The organism is Caballeronia ptereochthonis, assembly GCF_001545075.1.
Taxonomy (GTDB): domain Bacteria; phylum Pseudomonadota; class Gammaproteobacteria; order Burkholderiales; family Burkholderiaceae; genus Caballeronia; species Caballeronia ptereochthonis.
In genome coordinates, this window is record NZ_FCOB02000002.1 from 297,547 (window position 1) to 320,048 (window position 22,502).

Below are 22,502 nucleotides of genomic sequence, written 5' to 3' on the forward strand. Positions count from 1 at the left end.
GACTCATGATGTTTCCGCATGATCGTCTTTATCGTTATTACTGATTCAGCGCGCGATAAGCGAGTGCTAATGTTTGTCGGCAAATCCTTAATAGCTGCATGTGTCTGGCCGGCGTCGCTCCACGATTCGATTACAAGAGGAGACTGCGGATGTCCAAGATCAAGGCGTGGCGGGGAATGACGACCGTCATTGCAACGGGTACGGTGATGGCGGGGCTGGGCATTTCGGCCACGGCGCACGCAGCAGGAGAGCCGATCAAGATCGGCGTCATCAGCGAGGAGTCCGCGGTCGCGGGCGCTTCGATCAGCAAGGCCGCGCAGCTCGCGGCGGACGAGATCAACGCCCACGGCGGCGTCGACGGCAGGCAGATCCAGATCATCGCGTATGACGACCACTCGTCGGCCTCCGACGGCGTGCGCGCATTCCAGCGCGCGGCGAGTCAGGACAAGGTGGTCGCGATCATCGGCAGCTATATCAGCGAAGTCGCGCTCGCGATGGAGCCGTGGTCCGCGCGCCTGAAGATGCCCTTCATCACGCCGGGCGCGGCGAGCAACGATATCTCCAAGCGCGTTCACGACGACTACACCAACTACAAGTACACCTTCCATGGCTGGATGACGTCCGCGTTCATCGCGCAGTCCATCTGCGATTTCTCGCATGACGTGCTCGTCGGCGAGTTCAAGATGAAGACGACCGTGGTGATGAGCGAAGACGCCGCGTGGACCAAGCCGCTCGACGAGCGCTACCTCGAATGCCTGCCGAAGGCGGGCCTGAAGGTGCTCGATCACATCCGCTTCAACCCGGACACGTCGGACTTCACGCCGATCTTCAACCAGATCGAGGCGAAGCATCCGGACACGATCACGACGGGCATCAGCCACGTCGGCGTGCAACCGACGGTGCAATGGCACGATCAGCAAGTGCCGATTCCGATGTCGGGCCAGAGCTCGCAGGCCACGACGACGAGCTTCTGGAAGGACACCAACGGCGCGACGGAAGGCGTCATCACGGCATCCGCTGCCGCGCCGGGCGTCGCGATCACGCCGAAGACCGTGCCCTTCGTCGAGTCATACCAGAAGCGCTTTGGCGGCGTATCGCCCGCATATGACGGCTTCACGAGCTACGACCTGGTGTACATCATCGCGGATGCGATTCATCGCAACCAGGGCTCGACCGATCCCGACAAGATGGTCGATGCACTGGAGAAGACCGACTACGTCGGCACGATCGGACGCTGGCAGTTCTACGGCAAGAACGATCAGTTCACGCACGCGCTGAAGTACGGCGAGGGCTATATCACCGGCATCAATCTGCAATGGCAGAACGGCAAGCAAGTGGCGATCTGGCCGAAGTCGGTGGCGAACGCGAAGGTCAAGTTCCCGGCCTTCGTGAAGGTGCAGGCAGCGGCCAACTGAATGTGCTGAAACGGGCGAGCGCTTCGTCATGAAGCCGCTCGCTCGTTCACGCGTTTAGCGGGGACCGGTTCCACGTTGGCATCGACATCAAGGGCCGCTATGCTGCCACTGCAAATTCTCATCGACGGTTTCGCGATCAGCTCGCTCTACGCGCTCGGGGCGATCGGCTTCACGCTGATCTTCGGCGTATCCGGCGTGCTCAATCTCGCGCACGGCGGCGTGATGCTCATCGCCGCGCTGCTCGGCTGGGCGCTCGCGGGCGAAGCGGGTCTGGGCACGTATCTCGGCACGCCGCTCGGCGTGATCTGCGGGATGATCGCCGCGTACATCACGTACTTCATGGTGGTGCGGCCCATTCAGCGCTCCAGTGCGATTCCGCGCGAGGAGAAGGAGATCTTCGTGCTGACCGGCACGTTGCTGTGGGGCATCATGATCCAGCAGGGCATGGCCTATCTCTTCTCCGACAACCCCATTACGATGCGTCCGCTCATTCCGGGCGTCGCGAGCCTGGGCGGCGTGCGCGTGCCCTATAACGAAATCATGATCGCGGTGGTGTGCTGGGTCGTGATCGGCCTGCTGTGGCTCTTCGTGAACCGCACGAAAGCGGGGAAAGCGCTGCTCGCCGCATCGATGAATCCGCGCGGGCTGACGCTGCTCGGCTTCGAGCTCTCGCGCATCTATCTGCGCGCCTGGACCATCTACGGCGTGCTCGCGGGCATCGCGGGCGTGCTGCTCGCGTCGTTCCTCGGCGTGAGCACGAACAACACGGGACAGCTCACGGCGAGCGCGTTTTCCATCGTCGTGCTGGGCGGTCTCGGCAGCGTCTCGGGCTCGCTGATGGCCGCCTATGTCGTCGGCTATCTGGAGACCGTGACCGCATATCTCATCGCGCCGACGCTGCGGCCGCTTCCCGCGCTGCTGCTGCTGGTGCTCGTCGTGTACGTGCGGCCGCAGGGCTTTCTCGGACGTCGCTGATCATGAAAGACATCGTTCGTTCGCGTCTGACCTGGGCCGCCGTGCTGCTCGCAATCGTCGCCGCGACGCTGCCGTGGTGGCTCACCGGTTACATTCTCGGCGTGCTCACCGTCGCGTATTACTTCGGCGTCTTCGCGATGTCGTGGGACCTGCTGTTCGGCTTTGCCGGCGAAGTCAACTTCGGTCCGACGTTCCTGATCGGCCTGGGCGCGTATTCCGCCGCGATATTGAACGCGCACGCCGCCGCGCCGATACCGATATGCGTGATCGCGGGCGGGCTCGTCGCGCTCGTCGGCGGGTTGCTGCTCGCGGTGCCCGCGTTGCGGCTGCGCGGGCCGTACTTCGGCCTTGTCACGCTCGTGGCGGTGCTATTGCTGCAGAACGCGATCGTGATCTTCGCGGGCATCACGGGCGGCGAGATCGGCATGATGGTGCCCGATGTGATGTCCGTCGATGCGGGCCATAACTACTGGATCGCGCTGGCGTTCCTGATCGTCTGCGCGATCATCCTGTTCGGCCTGTCGCGCTCGGCGATCGGTCTCATCCTGCAGGCGAGCGGCCAGGACACGGTCGGTGCGCAGGCGCTCGGCTTCAACGTCGTGAAGCACAAGCTCGCGGCGTTCTGCATCAGCGCGGTGTTCTCGGGCGTCGCGGGCGCGATGCTCGTGTTCTATCAGGGCACGGCGTCGGTCAGCACCGTGGTCGATATCGGCATCGGCGTGCAGATCATCATCGCGGCGGTGCTGGGCGGCAGGCGCACGATACTCGGTGCTGTGCTCGGCTCGATCTTTCTCATCGTCGCGGGCGAGTTCCTGCGTCCGCTCGGGCAGATCAACACCTTCGTGGTCGCGGCCGTCGCACTGGCGGTCATCCTGTTCTTTCCGGATGGATTGCTCGGCAACATCCTGCGCGTGAGGGAGCGCGAATGAACGATATGCCCCTGCTCTCAGTGCGCGGTCTGACGAAGCGCTTCGGCGGCCTCGTCGCGGTGAAGGACATCGGCTTCGATATCCGGCCCGGCGAGATCCTCGGCCTCATTGGTCCGAACGGGTCCGGCAAGTCCACGGTGATGAAGCTCATCATGGGCATCGAGCGGCCCAATGCCGGCTCGATCAAGGTCGATGGCGTCGAGATGGCGGGCTGGCTGCCGCATCGCATCGCGCGCGCGGGCGTGGGTATCGTGTTCCAGCATTCACGGCCGCTGCATCGGCAGACGGTGCTCGAACACATCAAGCTCGCGCTGCTGCCCGATTCGCTCGTGAAGCTCGCCGCCGACCCGCACGTGAACCGGCGCGCGCGCGAGATCGCGGAGCGCGTGGGCCTGAGCAAGGTGATGCATCGTCATCCGGCGACCCTGCCGTTCGCCGATCTGCGGCGCATGGAGATGGCGAAGGCGATTGCGCGGGACCCGCGTGTCGTGCTCGTCGATGAACCTTTCGCCGGTCTCACGGCGGCCGAATCGGAAGCGTTCTCCGACCTGATTCGCGGCTTTCGTGCGGAAGGGTGCGCGGTACTGCTCGTCGATCACAACGTGAAGAGCCTCGCGGCGCTGGCGGATCGCGTGCTCGCGATGTATCTCGGCGAATACGTGGCGGAAGGCACGGCCGAAGAAGTGATGCGCAACGAGACCGTGCGCCGCGTCTATCTCGGCGGCAAGATCGAGGCGCGCGAGCGTGGCGCCGAAGTGGCGAACAACAAGCCGCCGATCCTTCAGGTCGAGAACGTCGGCGTGCTCTACGGCAAGGCGCGCGCGCTCGACAGCGTGAGCCTGCAGGTGCGTGAAGGCGAGTTCGTGTCGGTGGTCGGGTTGAACGGCGCGGGCAAGACGACGCTCTTCAACGCGATCTCCGGACTCGTGCCCTATCAGGGGACGATTCGCTACGGCACGCAGGACCTGAAGGGCATGAGCGGCGCGGCGATCGCGCGCGCGGGCATCGTGCAGTGTCCGGAAACGCGCGAGCTGTTCGGCGACATGACGGTGCGCGAGAACCTCGATCTCGGCGGCTACCATCTCGCCGACAAGGTGCGCGCGGATCAGCTCAAGTGGCTCTTCGAGCTGTTCCCGATTCTCGAATCGCGTCAGGCGCAGACCGCGCGCACGCTCTCGGGCGGCGAGCAGCAGATGCTCGCGATCGCACGCGCCTTGATGATGCAGCCGAAGCTCCTGATCCTCGACGAGCCGACGCTCGGCCTCGCGCCCGTGATTCTCGAGCAGTTGTCGAAGGCGATGGAACTGATGCAGAAGACGACGCCGATCACGGTGCTGCTCGGCGAGCAGAACGTCACGTTCGCGCTGCCTCATGCGGATCGCGTGTATGTGCTCGAGCATGCGCGCATCGTGTGGGAGGGCAGCCCGTCGCGCTTCGAAAAGGAGATGGGGCGCGGCTTCCTCGAAGCGGTGCCGTCCGAGCTACCGCAAACGGCGCGGGCGAGAGCGTGAGTCAACGCCATGACAAACGCAGCCACGACGAGCGACGGCCCGTCTTGCTCGCCGCGCCATCCATAGGCGCATTCCTTTGATCATGCAACCGTTGTTGCGTAAAACACGACAGGCCCTGCCATAAGCCGCGCCTCGCGATATTGAATGTGTTAAAAATCCACGTGCTTTTTTCGTTGCGCCGAAGCGTTTCTGCGAGCGTTGCCGGCATGGGCAAAGTCAGACAGCGAACTGAAAGGCTGCGCATCAAAGCCCATCAGAAAAATTGCTAAAAAATAGACACATCATGAAGACATTCATATCGCGTGCCGTTGCAGGCGTCGGCGCATCCTTGATCGCACTCGCCTGTCAATCCGCGTTCGCGCAAAGCTCGGTCACGCTGTACGGCGTCGCCGACGTGAGTGTGCGCTATCTCTCGAACGCCAACGCCAACAACGACGGCAAGGTGTTCATGACCAACGGCGCGATCACCAATAGCCGTATCGGGCTGAAGGGCAGCGAGGATCTGGGCGGCGGCCTCAAGGCGATCTTCCAGTTGGAGAGCGGCGTCGAGCTGGAGAACGGCCAGTACTCGGACAGCGCGCGCGAATTCAATCGCGCGGCCTTCGTCGGCCTCTCCAGCCGTTACGGCACGCTCACGCTTGGCCGTCAGAAGACGCCGCTCTTCGACATGCTCGGTGACACGTACGATCCACTCACGGTGGGCAACTACTTCGAGAACGCATGGCTGCCGGTGGCATTGGGCGCGGGTCTCTATGCGGATAACGCGGTGAAGTACAACGGCACGTTCGCGGGCCTGACGATCGGCGCGATGTACTCGTTTGGCACGAACTACACGGCGACCGGTCCCGGCGGCTTCTCGGGCCAGGTGCCGGGTCACCTCGGCGCGGGCAACATGTATGGCTTTACGGCGTCGTACGCGATGGGTCCGCTCTCCGTCGGCGGCGGCTATCAGCAGAACAGCGACAACTCGAGCAACAAGCAGAAGATCTGGAACGCCAACGCGGTCTATGCAATCGGCCAGGCGAAGCTCTATGTCGGCTATCTGCATTCGACCGACGATACCGGCTTCGTCGACAGCATCCTGCAGCAGCGCGGCCTCGTTTCGGGCACGGATATCCTGAAGGGCTCGGGCCGCCGTGACGACGGTCCGTTCGCGGGCGTCACGTATCAGGTCACGCCAGCGCTGTTGCTCACGGGCGCGTTCTACTACGACCACATGAAGAACGCGGCAATCGGCGGCGGCGCGACGGGCAGCGGCAATCGTTATACGGGCGTCGCGCTCGCGGAGTACGCGCTGTCGAAGCGCACGGAAGTGTATGGCACCGTCGATTTCAACAAGGTGACGGGCGCGGGCGATGTCGAACTGCCCGGCCGCTCGAATCAGACCGGCGTATCGATCGGCTTGCGCAACATCTTCTGATCGCGTTCAGCGCACTTGCAGTGTGTAGCGCGTGCGCTGACGATACACCTCGCCAGGACGCAGGACGGCGTGCGCGCCGTTCATGTTGATTCCGTTGGGGAAGCCGCCTGCTTCCAGACACAGGCCAGCGTGCCTGCGATAACGCGAGCCGCCGCGCGCCGGCACGCCTTCCAGATGATTCCCCGAGTAGAACTGCAAGCCGCGCGCATCGGTCGCCACGGTCAGCTCGCGCCCGGTCGACGGATCGAACAGCACGGCGACGGGGCGGCGTTCTTCTGCTTCATCGTCGATTACATAGCAATGGTCGAAGCCACCCGCGAGCGCGAGTTGCTCGTGTGAGGCATCGAGACGCGCGCCGATCGTTCGAGGTGTGCGCAAATCGAAGACGCTGTTCGTCACGTCGTCACGCGCGATGGGAATCGACGTTGCATCGATCGTAAAGTACTCGTTCGCCGCGATCGCGATTCGATGATCGCGAATGCTCGCTTCCTCGCCTGCCTTTCCGCTCAGATTGAAGTACGCATGATTCGTCAGGTTGACCGGCGTGGGCGCATCGGTGCGCGCTTCGTAATCGATGGATAGCGTGCCGTCGTCCGCGAGCGCATAGCGCACGGTCACGTCCAGATTGCCGGGAAAGCCCGCCGCGCCCGAAGGTGATGGCAGCGTCATCACGAGCGCGCCATCCGCTTCTTGCACGCGCCACATCTGTCGATGAAACCCCGCTGATCCGCCGTGCAGATGGTTCGCGCCTTCGTTGCGCTCGACTTCATGCACGATGCCATCGAGCACGAAGCGCGCATCGCGGATGCGGTTCGCCCAGCGCCCGACGATCGCGCCCATGAACGCGCTGCCGCTCACATACTGGTCGGGCGAGTCGTAGCCGAGCAGCACATCGGCGAACCGGCCCGTGCGATCGGGCGCGAGCCATGAGACGAGCGTCGCGCCGAGATCGCTGATGTCGATGCGCATGCCCTGAGCGTTGCGCAAGGTGTAGAGATGCGTTTGCGTGCCGTCGGAGAGGGCGCCCCACGCGCGCATGTCGATGGAAGAGTGAGCAGTCATGCGCGCGATCATCTCACGATCCGGCTTGCTTCAAGGGCGCGCCGCGACTTCGTCGAGATGCAGGAGCAGGTCGGCCGGGTCTTCGTACACGCGCAATGCGCCGGAGCGCTCCAGTTCGTCGCTGCCATAACCGCCCGACAACAGGCCGACGCCGAGCGAGCGGCAGCGGCGCGCGGCGAGCATGTCCCAGATGCTGTCGCCGACGACGACTGTATGCTCGATCGGCACGTTGAGCCGCGCGGCGGCGGCGAGGAAGAGATCGGGATCGGGCTTCGCATACTTCACCTGATCGCGCGTGACGACGACCTGCTTCGCCGGATCGACGCCCAGTGCTTCGAGATTGACCTGCGCCGTTTCCATGCGCCCGCTCGTCGCGATGGCCCAGCGCGTGCCTGCCTGCGTGAGCGCTTCGAGCAGCTCGCGCGCGCCCGGCAGCGGGCAGACCTGCGCGCGCAGCCGCTTGTACGCCTCCGCATGCAGATGACGCAGCCGCTCCACGCGATCGGGGCTGATCTCGCCGTGTGTCTCGCGCAGCAACTGATTGGTGAAGAGCCCGCCGCTCATGCCGATCTTGCGGTGGATTCGCCACACGGACAATTCGATGCCCTCGGCGTCGAGCGCTTCCTTCCACGCCAGGACGTGCTGATAGACGCTGTCGACGAGCGTGCCGTCCAGGTCGAACAGGAATGACGTTTCGATTCGCATGGTCTGCTCCCTTTGAATAAACCGTTCCGCTTTCATGATACGCACTGTCGCAAAGGCAGATGAGCGCCGTGGTTCGCCGCAAGTGCGATAATGGATGTTTGCGCAACAACGCAGTATATGCGCGTTTAACACGCATAAAACCCTGGAATTTTGCATCGATAACGCATGACGGAGCCTATCTTGACCCGCATCGACAATCCCTCCCGCGATCAGGAGGCAGGCGTGGCCGACTCCACGCAAGACACCACCCGCATCGACGACACGCGCATCGGCGCGGTGCGTCCGCTGATTTCGCCCGCGCTGCTGCTCGACGAACTGCCGGTCACGCCGGGCGTGCAGACGCTCGTCGAAGAGAGCCGCGCGGCCATCGCGAACATTCTTCATGGCCGCGACGATCGGCTCGTCGTGGTGGTCGGCCCATGTTCGATCCACGATCACGATCAGGCGATGGAGTACGCCCACCGCCTCAAGACCGTGGCGGACCGCTTGCGCGACGATCTCTTCATCGTGATGCGCGTGTACTTCGAGAAGCCGCGCACGACGGTCGGCTGGAAGGGCTATATCAACGATCCGCGCCTGGACGGCAGCTTCCGCATCAATGAGGGTTTGCGCCGCGCGCGCGAGCTTCTGCTCGACATCAGCGGGCTCGGACTGCCGACCGGAACCGAGTTCCTCGATCTTCTGAGCCCGCAATACATCGCCGATCTGATCGCGTGGGGCGCGATCGGCGCGCGCACGACGGAGAGCCAGAGCCATCGTCAGCTGGCGTCGGGGCTGAGTTGTCCGATCGGCTTCAAGAACGGCACCGACGGCGGCGTGCAGGTGGCGGCGGATGCGATCGTCGCGGCGCGCGCGAGCCATGCGTTCATGGGCATGACGAAGATGGGCATGGCCGCGATCTTCGAGACGCGCGGCAACGACGACTGCCATGTCATTCTGCGCGGCGGCAAGGCGGGCCCGAACTACGACGCGCAAAGCGTCGCGGCGGCTTGCGCGTCGCTGGCGGCGCTCGGCCAGCGCGAGCAGGTGATGATCGACTGCTCGCACGCCAACTCGAACAAGTCGCACCTGCGCCAGGTGGATGTCGCTCAGGACATCGCGCGGCAACTGGAGGCGGGCGAGCGGCGCATCACCGGCGTGATGATCGAGAGTCATCTGGAAGAGGGACGTCAGGACCTGAAGCCGGGCGTGCCGCTCAGGCACGGCGTGTCGATCACCGATGCGTGCCTCGGCTGGGCGCAGAGCGAGCCGGTGCTCGAACTGCTCGCGCAGGCCGTGCGCAAGCGCCGCGCCGGCTGATCGTTCGCGAGTCGAAAGCGGGACATGGGCGAAGCACCATCGCGGTGCAACGCTTCATAAAAGCTTCATTCAAGTTCGGGCGAAGCGGGCCGTTAGTTTTGCCGATAGCCCGTTCGATCGAAAAGGCCCATGTCCCTCAGCCTCTGCGTCCACGAGACGCACACTTCCAGCATCCAACAGATCATCGCGTCGAATGCACTGACGGCTGTGTTCCAGCCTATCGTGCGCTTCGCGGACGGCGAGATCATCGGCTATGAGGGCCTGATTCGCGGGCCGGCGGGCACGGCGCTGGAATCGCCCGCGGCGCTTTTCGAACAGGCCGCGCGGGAGCGGCAGACCATTGCGCTCGAACAGGCGGCGGCGCGCGCGTGCATCGCGGCGTTCGCGGGGCTCGAACGCGCGAGGCTCTTGTTCATCAACTTCAGCGCGGCCGCGATCGAATCGGGCATCACCGAATGCGAAACGCCGGGCGATCTCGCGCGCGAGAGCGGGCTCGATGCGAAGCGGCTTGTCGTCGAGCTGACGGAGCAGAGCGTGATTGCCGACGCCGACAGATTCGGCGCGAGCGTGCGCGCGCTGCGTGCGTCGGGCTCGCAATTCGCGCTCGACGATTACGGCAGCGCGAATGCGTCGATGAATCTGTGGGTGCGGCTCGCGCCGCATTACGTGAAGATCGATCGTTTCTTCGTCGCGGATATTGCGCGCGATCCGCTCAAGTTCGAAGCCGTGAAGGCGATGGTGTCGTTCGCCAACGCGAGCGGTGCGCTATTGATTGCGGAGGGTATCGAGAGCGAGGCGGATCTGGAGATCGTGCGGGATCTCGGCATTGCGTGCGCGCAGGGCTATCTGCTCGGCCGCCCGGCGGCCCGGCCCGAGGCGCGCCTGCCCGAGACGGTGACGAATGCGCTGCGTTCGGGCAGATCGCGGTCTATCCGGCGCGCACGCGCACGAGCGCGACTGCCGACATGAACGCGGTGCTGCTCGAGCGCATGCTAGTCGAAGCGCCGACGCTCACGGTGAAGTCACGCTATTCGCCGCAGGAGCGGCTCGCAGGCGGCATTCATGGTGAGGATCGCCTGGCGCGGCGGACGTTTTTCGGTTTCGTCAGGTTATCGGCGGGGGCGGTGTGTGTTGAGCCGGGCGCGGCGCGTGGCAGTGCGCATGTGAGTACGGTTGCGGCTGTGGCCAAGCGTTGGGCCAAGGAACATGCGAGTGGGTTCGCGGTGCTTGAGCTTGGGGAGTTTGATTCTGGGGTGATGTAGGGGGTGGCTGTTTTGCCTGCTGGCTCTTCCGTGGAATCCTGAATTCTTAGTGGTCTATTAGCGTTGCCCCGCACAGGGGCAACGCTAATAGACCACTAAGAACTCAGGATTTCATAGAAGCCCAAGCGAACGAACGAACCAGCCAAACCCCTACCTCACCACCGCAGCATTCAAAGCATTAACCAACGCCAACGGATCAAAAGGCTTCCGCAACTGAACAGCCTTAGGCAAAACACGCCGCTCATCCTCGCTGAGAGCGAGATCATAGCCAGTCACGAACACAACCCCGAGACCGGGGTCCTCGCGACATGCTTCGATCGCCAGCTCCACCCCCGACTTCCCCGCAAGATCGACATCCGTCAGCAGCAACTCGAACCGATGTTGGCGCAACAGCGCCAACGCCTCCTCCACGCTGCCCGCATCCATCAGATCCAGTCCGAACGTGCGCAGCAACTCCGCGCTGCTTGCGCGCACCAGATCATTGTCTTCGACGAACAGCACACGCATGCGCGAAAGCACGTCCTCTTGCGCAGCATCGGGCACGCTCGCGCCCACCTCCGGACCAACAGGCCCCGCTTCCGACGCACGCTGCCCGAGCACATGCCGCACCTTGCGCGCGAGCGCCTCATGCGTATAAGGCTTGCTCAACAGATCGATGCCTTCGTCCAGCCGCCCCGCATGCACGATCGCGTTATCCGTATAGCCCGACGTGAACAGCACCGCGACACCCGGCACACGCTCGCGCGCCTTGCGCGCCAGCTCGGTGCTGCGCAAAGGCCCGGGCATCACCACGTCGGTGAACAGGAGATCGATCGGCACGCCGCTCTCGACAATGGCCAGCGCGCTCTGCGCATCCTTCGCACGCAGCACGCGATAACCGAGATCCGAAAGCAGCTCGACGACCGTCGCGCGCACTTCCTCATCATCCTCCACCACGAGTATCGTCTCGCTGCCGCCTTTCGCCGGGCCCGCATCGATGTTCGTTTCGAGATCCTCTTCCTCTCGCGCGCGCGGCAGATAGATGCGCACCGTCGTGCCGTGCCCTTCCTCGCTGTACACCTTCACGTGGCCGCCGGACTGCTTGACGAAGCCATAGACCATCGAAAGCCCGAGGCCCGTGCCCTGTCCCTCGCGCTTGGTCGTGAAGAACGGCTCGAACGCCCGCTCCTGCACTTCGGGCGACATGCCCATGCCCGTGTCCGTCACGGCGACCATCACGTACTGGCCCGGCGCGACATCCACGTTGCGCAGCACATAGGTCTCGTCGAGCGACGCATTGCCCGCCTCGATCGTGAGCTTGCCATGACCGTTCATCGCGTCGCGCGCGTTGATCGCGAGATTGAGCAGCGCGTTCTCGACCTGGAACGGATCGACGAGCGTATTCCACAAGCCGCCCGACACGATGGTCTCGATCTCGATGCCGTCGCCGAGCGCGCGGCGGAACATGTCGTCGAGGCCGCGCACGAAGCGCCCCAGATTGACCACCTTCGGCGCGAGCGGCTGGCGTCTGCCGAACGCGAGTAGCTGCGAGGCAAGATTGGCGCCACGCGCGACGCCCGCGAGCGCATTCCTCACTCGTTGCTCGGACCTGTCCTGACCGGCGACGTCCTTCGCGAGCAACTGCAGATTGCCGCCGATCACCTGCAGCAGGTTGTTGAAATCGTGCGCGACGCCGCCCGTCAGCTTGCCGATCGCCTCCATCTTCTGGGCCATGCGCAGCGCTTCCTCGGCATGGCGCAGCGCGTCGGCGGTTTCGCGGTCCGCGGTGACGTCGCGGCCCACGCCGTGAATGCGCCGCGTGCGCGGATCGAGCGAGACGGTCCACGCGATCCAGCGCCAGCCGCCATCCGTGCGCCGCAGCCGGCATTCGTAGCGCACGGGCAGGCCGGTTGCGCGCAGCCTGTCGAGCTCCGCGGCCGCCTCCCGCGCGTCGTCCGGATGCACGAGGTCCAGCACCGCATGGGAATGCAGGCGCTGCGAGTCGAAGCCGAGCAACGTCGTCCACGAAGGGCTCACGCGCAGCAGCGCGCCCTCGACGCTCGCGACGTAGAACAGGTCTTCGCTCAATTCCCACAGCCGGTCCCGGTCGGCGACCGCATCGGCCACGCGGCGCTCGAGCGTCTCGTTCAGATCGCGCAGCGCCTCCTGCGCCCGGGTGCGCTCCGCGATCTCGTCCTGCGCCGCCTGGAAGAGCCGCGCGTTGTCGATGGCGATCGCCGCCTGCGCCGCGATGCCCGCGACGATCCGCTCCGACCGCTCGGTGAACACGCCCGGCTCCGGATGCCCGAAGAACAATCCGCCGAGCACTTCGCCGGTACGCGACACGACCGGCGCGGCGAGATAGCTGCACACGGCGAGATGGCCTTTCGGCATGCCGTGATGCGGCGCGTTGTGACCGTAGCGCGGATCCTTCGTGATGTCGTTCGAGCGCACGATGCCAACGCCTTCGAACGTCGGCCCGAACACGGCGGTGTTGCGCGGCATCGGAAACCGGGCGAATGCGTCCTTCGGCACGCCCGACAGCGTGTAGAGCGTGTAGCGGCCGCCTTCGTCGTCGATCACGTTGTAGAAGAACGAGCCGAACGCGGCGCCCGTCAGTTCCGTGGCGGCATCGACCACGACCTGCACCGCGCGGCTCAGTTCGAGCTCGCCCGCAACCGTCGTGCCGACGCGATTGAGAATCTCCAGCGTGCGCGATTCTTCGCGCAGTTTCCGCTCGGTCTCGTGCCGCAACCGCGCGAGCCGCAGATTGCTCGCCACGCGCGCGAGCAGCTCGCGCGCGGAGAAGGGCTTGGTCAGATAGTCGTCGGCGCCGGCTTCGAGGCCGCCCACGCGCGCCTCTTCCCCCGCGCGCGCCGACAGCAGCACGACCGGCGTCTCGCGGAGTACCTCGTCCTCGCGCAGCGCGCGCAGGAGGCCGAAGCCGTCGAGGCGCGGCATCATCACGTCCGAGACGATCACGTCCGGCCTCGTTTCGCGGGCCATCGCGAGCGCGGCTTCGCCGTCGGCGGCGACGCTCACTTCGTGGCCCGCCGCGGTGAGCATGCGGCGCATGTAGTCGCGCAGATCCGCATTGTCGTCGACGACGAGCACGCGCCCCGGCAGCGCGTCCAGCGGTGTCGGCTCATCGGCGCCGGGCACGCCGAGCGGCACGTCTTCCTCGTTCATCACGGCATTCGCGGCCGGCTGCTCACCGGCGTCCGGCATCCAGCGCATGGCGGCATCGACATATGAACGCGCGCGGGCGCTCGCCTCGGCGTGCGGCGCACCGTGCCCGTCGGCCGCTGGCTCGCGCGGAGCGGGCAGCGTCACGGTGAAGCGCGTGCCGACGCCCGGCCGGCTCTCGACGCCGATCGTCCCGCCGTGCAGCTTGACGAGCTCCTGCACCATCGCGAGGCCGATGCCGCTGCCTTCCACCGACCGTCCCGCCGCGCCCGCGACGCGATGAAAACGCTCGAACACGCGCCCGAGCTCGTTCTCCGGAATGCCGATGCCCGTATCGCGCACGCTCATCTCGATGCCTTGCTCCGCGCTGGTCCGCAACGCGATCCGGATGACGCCGTCGAACGTGAACTTGAACGCGTTCGAAAGCAGGTTCATCACGATCTTTTCCCACATGTCGCGGTCGATGTCCGCGACGACGGGCGTCGAAGGAACGTCGATCTCGAGGCGCAGGCCGGCCGTTTCGATCGCCGAGCGAAAGAGCGAGGCGAGCTCGGCGGTGAACACGGCGATATCCGTCGGCTGGCGATGAATCTCGATGCGCCCGGCCTCGATGCGCGAGAAGTCCAGCAGCGCATTGACGAGCTTCAGCAGCCGCGAGCCGTTGCGATGCATGATCTCCACGAGACGCATGTCCTCGTGGCTGACGCGTCCGGGGCTGGCGAGCAGTTCTTCGAGCGGGCCCAGCATCAGCGTGAGCGGCGTCCTGAACTCGTGGCTGATGTTCGAGAAGAACGTGGTCTTGGCCCGGTCGATCTCGGCGAGCGCTTCGGCGCGGCGGCGCTCTTCGTCGTAAGCGTGCGCGTAGCCGATCGCGGCGCCGATCTGGCCGGCGACGAGATTCATGAACGAGCGATAGCCTTCGTCGAAGAGCCGGTAGGGATTGAGTGCGGCGATCAGCACGCTCGCGCGACCCGTCTCGCCCGATGGCGCGATGGGCAGCAGCACGGCGCTGCGCGGCGCTACGTTCCACGCGCCCGTGGGCAGCGGCGCATCGAACCGGCGATCGAGATCCGTCACGACGCGCGCCTGGTTGTTGCGCAGCACATCCTGAAAGGGCCACGGGCTCATGCGCGAGGCGTGCATCGTTGCGGGCGCGCCCGGATGCCCCGGCTCGATGCCGCACGCGCCGACGAGCGTCGCCGTCTCGCCGCCCGGCTCGGCCGCGTAGAGCAGCGCGAACGGCATGTCGCGCGGGGCGCTCTTCAGCGTGTTCATCGACAGTTCGCACGCCTCCCGCCAGGTGCGCGCATCGGCCGCCGATGCCGCCAGCTCGCGCAGCGCGTTCAACTGCCGCTCGCCGAGCACGCGCTGGGTGTCGTCGCTGTTCGCGCAGATGATGCCGCCCGCGCCGCCGTGGTCGTCGGGAATCGGGCTATAGGAGAACGTGTAGTACGTTTCCTCCGGAAAGCCGTTGCGCTCCATGATGAGGAGCTTCTGCTCGACGAATATCCCTTCGATGCCCGCGAGCGCCGTGTCGAGCAGCGGGCCGATTTCGTTCCAGATCTCGCGCCACACGACGGACGTCGGCTGGCCGAGCGCCTGCGGATGCTTGCCGCCGATGATCGACTTGTACGCGTCGTTGTAGAAGAAGAGCAGGTCCGCGCCCCAGCCGACCCAGATGGGCTGGCGCGAGGTCAGCATGATGCGGATGGCCGTCTTGAGGCTCTGCGGCCAGTGCTCGGGCGCGCCGAGCGCGGTCTGCGTCCAATCGAAATTGCGGATGAGCGCGCCCATTTCGCCGCCGCCCAGGAGGAAGCTGGGGTCGCGCCCGTTCATCCTCGAATCCGCGATCAGATTGTCAGCTTTCATCGACGCTTGATCTCCTCGCCCCGTCCTTCGATGTGGCGATGTCATCTGCCAGCGATTGCCTCTCACGCAGAGGGCCCGAACGGGCGAGCATGAGCGATTTCGAATTCTCGCACGGAAAGCGCTTTCTTTTGCGCCGGCTGTGCGCGTGTCAGCCCTGTCAGCAAAGGCCCTCAGGGCGCCGCGATCGGATCGAGGCCGGTGGCGCGCACGGTGTCCTGCACCTGCGGCGATGCGAGATAGCGCAGGAGCGCGCGCGCCTCGTCGGGATGCTTCGCGCCGACCGGAATGCCGGCCGCGAAGCGCGTGACCGACTGCACCTCTTCGGGAATCCTGCCGACAAACTGCGCGCCCGGCACCGGCAGCAACTCGCTCACCTGCTGAAAGCCGATCTCGTACTCGCCGTTCGCGACGACCGAGGCCACCGGGATCTTCGGGATCATCTTCGCTTTCGGCCTGATTCGATCCTCGATGCCGAGCTTCCTGAACATCTCGTTCTGGATGTAGACGCCGCTCGCGCTGTCCGAGTAGGCGATGGATTTCGCGTGCAGCAGCGTTTCCCTGAGCGCGTCCACGGTGCCGATGTCGGGCTTCGGCGCGCCCGTGCGCACGGATATGCCGATGCGCGAATCGGCGAGTTCGACGCGTGAATCCGGCATCACCAGGCCTCGCTTGACGAGATCGTCGAGCGCGTAGCCGACCATGATGACGACATCGGCGGGCTCGCCGCGAGCGAGACGGTTGGGGATTGCTTCGGGCGACGTGCCCATCGAGGGCCCGAGCGCGGTATCGAGCGTATTGCCGGTCGCGGCGGCGAACTTCGGGCCGAGGATTTCGTACGCGGCGGTGAATCCGCCGGAACTCATCACATGGAGTTCGGCGGCCTGCACGGCGCTGGCGGCGACGGCAATGAACGAGAACGCGGCGAGTTTCCGGAAGAGCGATTTCATGGCGGCGAGTGAGGAGGGCAAGGGTTCGAGTGTCGAGCCTGCGGCGCCCGGCATTTGAACCTGAAGCGATGCTTGGGCGCAAGACCCTGAGGGCTTCCGGAACGGAACGCTTTTTGCTGAGAGCCGGTGCAAGACAACGACGATCCCATACCCAGGCTGCCCGCGCGAAATCATGTCCAAACCGATGCCCAAGACTACGTCAACATCAGAAGCAGGGATGCATGAAGGCTTCGACATCTACGCATCGTACGTGGTCAACGCGACGGGCATGCACATCGGCACGTTGAAGGTCGTGAGGAAGCGCGACAAGCGCGTGCTCTATCCGTTCGACGGCTGCGAGACGATCGGCCCGTTCGAATCGAGCGAAAGCGCGCGCCGCGCCGCCGAGGCGCTCGGCTTGCGGATCGTGGAGGCGGATATCGCCAATCCGGAGCCTTGAGCGTCGACACATGGCAAATGTCCTATGACGCTTCATGCGGGTACGCGGTATGCGCACGCAGCGAGCCAGGGGCCGTGAATCCGACTGGCGTGCGGCATGGCGGTAAGAAGCCCGCGACGCGACCCGGCGATCGGCAAGAATGGCCCGCGCTTCGGGGAAAACCCCAGCGTTACTATCGTCCTAGGACATGCGAGGCAGGCGGCGTGCGTCTGTATCTTGAACTCAAGGCGGTGCATGGCGCGCGAACTCGAGCGCAGCACTGGATCATCGACGCATCCGGAAGACGACTATGAGTTACGTGCAACCCTCCACGAAGCAAGGCGAACAGACGCACTTTCATGCGCCGTCGCGCGGGCCGATCAGGCGCGCCATGGCGGCTTCGGCCATCGGCAACGCGACCGAATGGTTCGACTACGGCATCTACAGCTACGGCCTGACTTATATTTCCGCGGCGCTCTTTCCAGGCAGCACGGCGCAAGCCACGCTCTTCGCGCTGGCCACCTTCGCGATTTCGTTCCTTGTCAGGCCGCTGGGCGGGCTCTTCTGGGGGCCGCTCGGCGACCGGCTCGGCCGCAAGCACGTGCTGGCGCTGACCATCATCATCATGTCGGTGGCGACGCTTCTCGTGGGCCTGCTGCCTTCATACGCGAGCATCGGCATTTGGGCGCCTGCATCGCTCATCGCGCTGCGTATGATTCAGGGCTTCTCGACCGGCGGTGAATATGGCGGCGCGGCGACCTTCATGGCCGAGTACGCGCCTGACCACAAGCGCGGCTTCTGCGGCAGCTTCCTCGAATTCGGCACGCTCGCGGGCTTCTCGCTTGGCGCGTTTCTGATGCTCGGCTGCTCGGTTCTGCTCGGTAACGACGCCATGCATGCATGGGGCTGGCGTCTGCCGTTCCTGGTTGCGGCGCCGCTTGGTCTGATCGGCCTGTATCTGCGCTCGAAGATGGAGGACACGCCGGTGTTCCGCGAGTGCGCCGAAGTGGCGGAGCGTGAGCATCATGCGGGCGTGCCGTTGCGGGAGTTGTTCGCGAACTACTGGAAGCCGCTGCTTCAGCTCGGCGGGCTGGTGGTGGCGCTCAACGTGGTGAACTACGTGCTGCTCGCCTATATGCCGACCTTCATGAAGAAGGAGCTCGGCATGAGCGACAACCTTTCGCTGTTCCTGCCGCTGCTCGGCATGTTGTCGATGATGGTGCTGCTGCCGTTTGCGGGCGCGTTGTCTGATCGTATCGGCCGGAAGAAGGTGTGGTGGCTGTCGCTCGTTGGCATCTTTGTCGCGGCGGTGCCGATGTTTACGCTGATGTCGCATGGCATTGCGGGTGCGCTGATTGGTCTCGCCGTGCTGGGGCTGCTCTATGTCCCGCAACTGGCGAGCATCTCGGCGATGTTCCCTGCGATGTTCCCGACGCAGGCGCGGTATGCGGGTATGGCGATTGCCTATAACGTGTCGACGTCGATATTCGGCGGCACTGCGCCGATGGTCACCGATTGGCTCATCGGGCGTACGGGGAGCACGTTGGTGCCGGCTTATTACATGATGGCCGCGTGTGCTGTCGGTGCGGTTGCGTTGTTGTTCGTTACCGAGACGGTGGGGTGTTCGTTGCGCGGGCGCGGGATTCCTGGGGAGAAGGGGACCCCGTCGGGGACGCGGCGGGAGGAAGCGGTGCATGAGGCGCTTCCGGAGCATCGGCATGCTTGATTGTCTGTAGTTGATTTTGATTGGCCTGCGGCCCGGCGGCTTTGTGCAGTTGGGCCGGTTTTGTTTTTTTGGCATTTGTTTTTGCTTTGTTTGCTTGTTCTTATGTGGAATCCTGAAGTCTTAGTGGTCTATTAGCGTTGCCCCGCACAGGGGCAGTGCTAAAAGACCGAAACGAAAACGGGATCCGCCGAAAGAACAGGCAAAGCAAAACAAAGCAAAACCCTCAACGCGCGACCTTAACCGCGCTCCCCCGACGATTCAGAACCCTCGCCTGCAACACAATCACGAGCAACAGAAACAACCCGCGAATCACCGACTGCCAGTAAGCCGAAAGCGATATATACCCCAGGCCATTCTCGAAGTTGAGCAGATTGAACACAAGCCCGAGCAACGCGACCCCCGCGATGGTCATCGCAATCGACCCATCTCCACCCGTAAGCCGCGTGCCCCCGAGCACGACAGCCGAAATCGCAAACAGCTCCCAGCCGACGCCTTCATTCGGCTGCCCCGCGCCGAACTGCGCGGCGAGAATCGCCCCCGCGATGCCGGCAAGCAATCCGCTCACGGCATAAACGAAGACCAGCGTGCGGTCCACATTCAACCCCATCAGCCGCGAAGCCTCTTCGCTCCCGCCGATCGCGAGCGCATGCCTCCCGAAGCGCGACGAACGCAGCGCGATCCAGCCGAGTATCGCCGCCACCGCCGACACGATGCCCGGAATCGGCAAGCCGAACAGATCGCCCTGGCCGAAGCTCGCGAAGTTCGAATTGGACGAGATGCCGACCGCATCGTTATGGCCGAACAGCAGCGCGAGCCCGTGCGCGCCAAGACTCGTCGCCAGCGTGACGATGAACGGCAGAATGCGCATATGCGTGATGACGAGCCCATTCAACACGCCCACCGCGAGTCCCGCGAACGATCCCGCAAGCACGCCGGCCAATGCGCCATGCGCGCTCGCAAGCGCCGACACGACGCTCGCCAGCGCAGCAACCGCGCCAACCGAAAGATCGATGCCGCCCGTGATGATCACGAACGCCATGCCCACCGAGATGAGCACAAACATCGAGTTGTAACGCCAGAAAGACGTCACGTTGTACGCCGACAGGAAATGCTCGTAGCGCACGACGCCGAGCACGAGCAACGCGATGAGCGCAATCAGGATAGGCAGGTTCTTTTTCATGACGAGGTCAGCCTCGCTTGCGTTGCACGTATACCGCCGCGATGATGATCGCGGCCTTGAGCACGAGCGCGGCGGCATCCGGAATGCCGTGCGCAAGCAACGTATAGCGCAGCAACTGGATGATGAGCGCGCCGATCAGCGTGCCGGTGATATACGCCTTGCCGCCCGTAAGCGCCGTGCCGCCGACCGCGACCGCCGCGATTGCATCGAGCTCGACGCCCAGCCCCACCACGTTCGCATCCGACGAGGAATTCACCGAAATCGAAATGAGTCCCGCGAGTCCCGCGAGCGCCGCGCACACGGTGTACGCGATCATCTTCACCCGCGCGGTCGGAATGCCGGAAAGATACGCGGCGTCCTCGTTGCCGCCCGTCACGAGCAGGTACTTGCCGAACAGCGTCTTGCGCACGATCCACGTGAAGAGGGCGACGAGCACGAGCATCAGCAGGATCTGGAACGGCACGCCCGCGATCTTGCCCAGCGCGATCCACTGAAATGCGGGATTGTTGAACGCCTGCAGGCTGCCGTCGGTGATGACCTGCGCGATGCCGCGCCCCGCGATGAACAACACCAGCGTCGCGACGATAGGCTGCACGTTGAGCCGCGTCACCAGCAAGCCGTTGAAGATGCCGCATGCGGCGGCGGCCAGTATCGGCAGCGTGAACGCGAGCAGAATGCCGAGCGGGCCCTCGATGTTCATGAAGAGCATCGGCGCGAGCGCGCCGGCAATCGCCATAGACGCGCCCACCGACAAGTCGATGCCGCCCGTCGCGACGACGAGCGTCATGCCGATGCCGACGATCACGATCGTCACCACTTGCGTGAGATTCACGTTGAACGTCTGCAGCGACACGAAGTGCTGCGTGAAGATGAGGTTGAAGACGACCATCGCGAGCAGCACGGCGATCTCGCGCTGAATCGCGACACCGCGCTTCTTCTTCACCGGTTCCTGCGCCATGGACGCCGCGGCCGGTTGCGTCTTGTCGATCATCATTCGCTTCCTCGCGCCGTCGATTCCACCGCCTCGGCCAGCGTCGATTGCTCTCCCGCACCGTACGCGATCGCATCCATGATCGACGCCTCGTTCATCTGCGCGCCATCCAGTTGCGCGACCGTCTCGCCATCGCGGATCACCACCGCGCGATCGGCCACGGCCGTCAGCTCTTCCAGTTCCGACGCGGACAGCAGCACCGCAAGCCCCGCATCGCGCAACTCGCGCACGATCTTCGCGACATCGGCCTTCGCGCCGACATCGATGCCGCGCGTCGGTTCATCGAGCAGCAGCAGGCGAGGATGCGTCGCGAGCCAGCGCGCGAGCAGCACCTTCTGCTGATTGCCGCCCGACAGCTCGCGTATCGGCTGGTCCGGCGAGCGCAGTTTGATGCCGAGCGATTCGATGAAGCCATCGACGATCTCGCGCTGCTTCGCCACGTCGACCACGCCGCGCTTCGTGAGCGCGGGCAGGCAGACGAGCGTCAGGTTGTCGCGCACCGAGAGTTCGGGCACGATGCCTTCCGCCTTGCGGTCTTCCGTCAGATACGCGACGCCACGTGCGATCGCGTCCTTCGGCGACCTGAACGCGGCACTTTCGCCGCCCACGGAAAGCGTGCCCTGCGCGGGACGGTCCGCGCCGAAGAGCAGACGCATCGTTTCCGTGCGGCCCGAGCCGAGCAGGCCCGCGAGGCCGACCGCTTCGCCGGCATGCACGTCGAGCGAGACGTCCGTGACTTTCGCGCCCGCGGCAAGGCCCTGTGCCGCGAGCGTCACGGGCCCGCGCTTCGCGAGATTCGCCTCCTTCACCGCGCTGTCCTCGTGCACGACGGCGGCGAGCGTGCGGCCGAGCATCGTCGTGACGAGCTTCAGCTTGTCCATCTCCTGCATCGTGTTTTCGGCGACGGTCTGTCCGTCGCGCATCACGGTGACGCGATCGCATAGCGCATACAGTTCGTCGAGCCGGTGCGAGACGAAGATCACCGCGCGCCCGTCGTCGCGCAAGCGGCGCACGACGGTGAAGAGCAACTCGACTTCGCGCTCGTCGAGCGAGGAGGTCGATTCGTCCATGATGACCATCCTGGCATCCGACGATACGGCGCGCGCGAGCGCAATCATCTGCTGAATCGCGGTGGAATATTCGCGCACGGGCTTCTTCACATCGATATGCAAGCCGAACGATTCGAGCAGTTCCGACGCGCGCCGTTGCACGGTCTTCCATTCGATCAAGCCGAACCTGCGCGGCTCGCGTCCAAGGAAGATGTTCTCTGCGACCGAGCGGAACGGCACGAGGTTGATCTCCTGATAGATCGTGCTGATGCCCGCCTCGCGCGCGTCCTTCGGCGTGCGGAAATCGACCTCGCGGCCATCGAAGCGAATCGTGCCCGCGCTCTTGCGATACGCGCCGGTGAGAATCTTGATCAGCGTGGACTTGCCCGCGCCGTTCTGGCCGATCAGCGCGTGCACTTCGCCCGCCGCGACGCTCAGGCGCGCGCGCTTGAGCGCGGCGACACCGCCGAACGCGATGTCGATGTCCTGCATGTCGAGTAGGGGAGTCTGAGCCATGCCGTGAGGTCCATCGAAATGAAAAAGCGAGCGCCCTCGATCAGGCGCCCGCAAGACACGCAC

The 22,502-nt window shown here is 64.8% G+C and carries 17 protein-coding genes; 10 read left to right on the forward strand and 7 right to left on the reverse strand.

The window, feature by feature from the left end:
• Window positions 1-149 precede the first annotated feature (149 nt).
• The 5 genes from AWB83_RS03345 (at window position 150) to AWB83_RS03365 (ending at window position 6,250) form a co-directional block, all read left to right on the forward strand.
• On the forward strand, window positions 150-1,415 hold the full coding sequence (locus tag AWB83_RS03345; RefSeq protein WP_087042813.1) for an ABC transporter substrate-binding protein: 1,266 nt from the start codon (window positions 150-152) through the stop codon (window positions 1,413-1,415).
• 99 nt (window positions 1,416-1,514) lie between these two features.
• Window positions 1,515-2,390, forward strand: coding sequence for a branched-chain amino acid ABC transporter permease (locus tag AWB83_RS03350; protein ID WP_087042814.1), 876 nt, complete (start codon window positions 1,515-1,517; stop codon window positions 2,388-2,390).
• Between the two features lie 2 nt (window positions 2,391-2,392).
• Window positions 2,393-3,319: a branched-chain amino acid ABC transporter permease gene (locus AWB83_RS03355; RefSeq protein WP_087042815.1), complete on the forward strand. Its 927-nt coding sequence runs from the start codon at window positions 2,393-2,395 to the stop codon at window positions 3,317-3,319.
• Window positions 3,316-4,830, forward strand: a complete 1,515-nt coding sequence (locus AWB83_RS03360; RefSeq protein WP_087042816.1) for an ATP-binding cassette domain-containing protein — start codon at window positions 3,316-3,318, stop codon at window positions 4,828-4,830. Before AWB83_RS03355 ends, AWB83_RS03360 begins: the two co-directional genes overlap by 4 nt.
• Window positions 4,831-5,113: 283 nt before the next feature.
• Entirely contained in the window at window positions 5,114-6,250 is a 1,137-nt protein-coding gene (locus AWB83_RS03365; protein ID WP_087042817.1) for a porin, read from the forward strand.
• Window positions 6,251-6,256: 6 nt separating this feature from the next.
• On the opposite strand, the gene AWB83_RS03370 is transcribed toward AWB83_RS03365, so the two are convergent.
• On the reverse strand, window positions 6,257-7,312 hold the full coding sequence (locus tag AWB83_RS03370) for an aldose epimerase family protein (protein WP_087042872.1): 1,056 nt from the start codon (window positions 7,310-7,312) through the stop codon (window positions 6,257-6,259).
• Between the two features lie 30 nt (window positions 7,313-7,342).
• Window positions 7,343-8,017 carry an HAD family hydrolase gene (locus tag AWB83_RS03375; RefSeq protein ID WP_087042818.1) on the reverse strand — a complete coding sequence of 225 codons (675 nt, stop codon included), beginning with the start codon at window positions 8,015-8,017 and terminating at the stop codon, window positions 7,343-7,345.
• Between the two features lie 180 nt (window positions 8,018-8,197).
• Here AWB83_RS03375 and AWB83_RS03380 point away from each other — a divergent pair, with 180 nt between their 5' ends.
• The 3 genes from AWB83_RS03380 (at window position 8,198) to AWB83_RS36680 (ending at window position 10,578) form a co-directional block, all read left to right on the forward strand.
• A complete protein-coding gene (locus tag AWB83_RS03380) occupies window positions 8,198-9,316 on the forward strand; it encodes a 3-deoxy-7-phosphoheptulonate synthase (RefSeq protein ID WP_087042873.1) in 1,119 nt (372 codons plus the stop codon).
• Window positions 9,317-9,445: 129 nt separating this feature from the next.
• Window positions 9,446-10,285 (forward strand): EAL domain-containing protein, encoded by an 840-nt coding sequence (locus AWB83_RS03385; RefSeq protein ID WP_341866674.1) that lies wholly within the window; start codon window positions 9,446-9,448, stop codon window positions 10,283-10,285.
• Entirely contained in the window at window positions 10,282-10,578 is a 297-nt protein-coding gene (locus AWB83_RS36680; protein WP_167389048.1) for a hypothetical protein, read from the forward strand. The genes AWB83_RS03385 and AWB83_RS36680 overlap by 4 nt, the downstream gene beginning before the upstream one ends.
• Window positions 10,579-10,728: 150 nt before the next feature.
• On the opposite strand, the gene AWB83_RS03390 is transcribed toward AWB83_RS36680, so the two are convergent.
• Both AWB83_RS03390 and AWB83_RS03395 read right to left on the reverse strand, forming a co-directional pair.
• Window positions 10,729-15,612, reverse strand: coding sequence for a response regulator (locus AWB83_RS03390; RefSeq protein ID WP_087042819.1), 4,884 nt, complete (start codon window positions 15,610-15,612; stop codon window positions 10,729-10,731).
• Window positions 15,613-15,782: 170 nt separating this feature from the next.
• Window positions 15,783-16,559 carry a substrate-binding domain-containing protein gene (locus AWB83_RS03395; RefSeq protein ID WP_087042874.1) on the reverse strand — a complete coding sequence of 259 codons (777 nt, stop codon included), beginning with the start codon at window positions 16,557-16,559 and terminating at the stop codon, window positions 15,783-15,785.
• A 184-nt stretch (window positions 16,560-16,743) separates the two neighbouring features.
• Here AWB83_RS03395 and AWB83_RS03400 point away from each other — a divergent pair, with 184 nt between their 5' ends.
• Window positions 16,744-16,998 (forward strand): DUF6723 family protein, encoded by a 255-nt coding sequence (locus tag AWB83_RS03400; protein WP_087042820.1) that lies wholly within the window; start codon window positions 16,744-16,746, stop codon window positions 16,996-16,998.
• Between the two features lie 289 nt (window positions 16,999-17,287).
• The gene (locus AWB83_RS03405) at window positions 17,288-18,703 is read left to right on the forward strand and encodes an MFS transporter (RefSeq protein WP_087042821.1); all 1,416 of its coding nucleotides are present in this window, start codon (window positions 17,288-17,290) and stop codon (window positions 18,701-18,703) included.
• Between the two features lie 223 nt (window positions 18,704-18,926).
• Here the strand turns inward: AWB83_RS03405 and AWB83_RS03410 are convergent, their stop codons facing one another.
• The 3 genes from AWB83_RS03410 to AWB83_RS03420 are packed head-to-tail and all read right to left on the reverse strand — an operon-like array spanning window position 18,927 to window position 22,439.
• Window positions 18,927-19,883 carry an ABC transporter permease gene (locus AWB83_RS03410; RefSeq protein ID WP_087042822.1) on the reverse strand — a complete coding sequence of 319 codons (957 nt, stop codon included), beginning with the start codon at window positions 19,881-19,883 and terminating at the stop codon, window positions 18,927-18,929.
• Between the two features lie 7 nt (window positions 19,884-19,890).
• Complete coding sequence (locus tag AWB83_RS03415; RefSeq protein ID WP_374729053.1) at window positions 19,891-20,874, reverse strand: ABC transporter permease; 984 nt, start codon at window positions 20,872-20,874, stop codon at window positions 19,891-19,893.
• The gene (locus AWB83_RS03420) at window positions 20,874-22,439 is read right to left on the reverse strand and encodes a sugar ABC transporter ATP-binding protein (protein ID WP_087042824.1); all 1,566 of its coding nucleotides are present in this window, start codon (window positions 22,437-22,439) and stop codon (window positions 20,874-20,876) included. Before AWB83_RS03420 ends, AWB83_RS03415 begins: the two co-directional genes overlap by 1 nt.
• Window positions 22,440-22,502: the final 63 nt, after the last annotated feature.

Excerpts from the sequence above, each read along its gene's own strand:
- AWB83_RS03345 (WP_087042813.1), top strand. The coding sequence starts at position 150 with ATGTCCAAGATCAAGGCGTGGCGGGGAATGACGACCGTCATTGCAACG.
- AWB83_RS03350 (WP_087042814.1), top strand. The coding sequence starts at position 1,515 with ATGCTGCCACTGCAAATTCTCATCGACGGTTTCGCGATCAGCTCGCTC.
- AWB83_RS03355 (WP_087042815.1), top strand. The coding sequence starts at position 2,393 with ATGAAAGACATCGTTCGTTCGCGTCTGACCTGGGCCGCCGTGCTGCTC.
- AWB83_RS03360 (WP_087042816.1), top strand. The coding sequence starts at position 3,316 with ATGAACGATATGCCCCTGCTCTCAGTGCGCGGTCTGACGAAGCGCTTC.
- AWB83_RS03365 (WP_087042817.1), top strand. The coding sequence starts at position 5,114 with ATGAAGACATTCATATCGCGTGCCGTTGCAGGCGTCGGCGCATCCTTG.
- AWB83_RS03370 (WP_087042872.1), bottom strand. The coding sequence starts at position 7,312 with ATGACTGCTCACTCTTCCATCGACATGCGCGCGTGGGGCGCCCTCTCC.
- AWB83_RS03375 (WP_087042818.1), bottom strand. The coding sequence starts at position 8,017 with ATGCGAATCGAAACGTCATTCCTGTTCGACCTGGACGGCACGCTCGTC.
- AWB83_RS03385 (WP_341866674.1), top strand. The coding sequence starts at position 9,446 with ATGTCCCTCAGCCTCTGCGTCCACGAGACGCACACTTCCAGCATCCAA.
- AWB83_RS36680 (WP_167389048.1), top strand. The coding sequence starts at position 10,282 with ATGAACGCGGTGCTGCTCGAGCGCATGCTAGTCGAAGCGCCGACGCTC.
- AWB83_RS03390 (WP_087042819.1), bottom strand. The coding sequence starts at position 15,612 with ATGAAAGCTGACAATCTGATCGCGGATTCGAGGATGAACGGGCGCGAC.
- AWB83_RS03395 (WP_087042874.1), bottom strand. The coding sequence starts at position 16,559 with ATGAAATCGCTCTTCCGGAAACTCGCCGCGTTCTCGTTCATTGCCGTC.
- AWB83_RS03400 (WP_087042820.1), top strand. The coding sequence starts at position 16,744 with ATGCCCAAGACTACGTCAACATCAGAAGCAGGGATGCATGAAGGCTTC.
- AWB83_RS03405 (WP_087042821.1), top strand. The coding sequence starts at position 17,288 with ATGAGTTACGTGCAACCCTCCACGAAGCAAGGCGAACAGACGCACTTT.
- AWB83_RS03410 (WP_087042822.1), bottom strand. The coding sequence starts at position 19,883 with ATGAAAAAGAACCTGCCTATCCTGATTGCGCTCATCGCGTTGCTCGTG.
- AWB83_RS03415 (WP_374729053.1), bottom strand. The coding sequence starts at position 20,874 with ATGATCGACAAGACGCAACCGGCCGCGGCGTCCATGGCGCAGGAACCG.
- AWB83_RS03420 (WP_087042824.1), bottom strand. The coding sequence starts at position 22,439 with ATGGCTCAGACTCCCCTACTCGACATGCAGGACATCGACATCGCGTTC.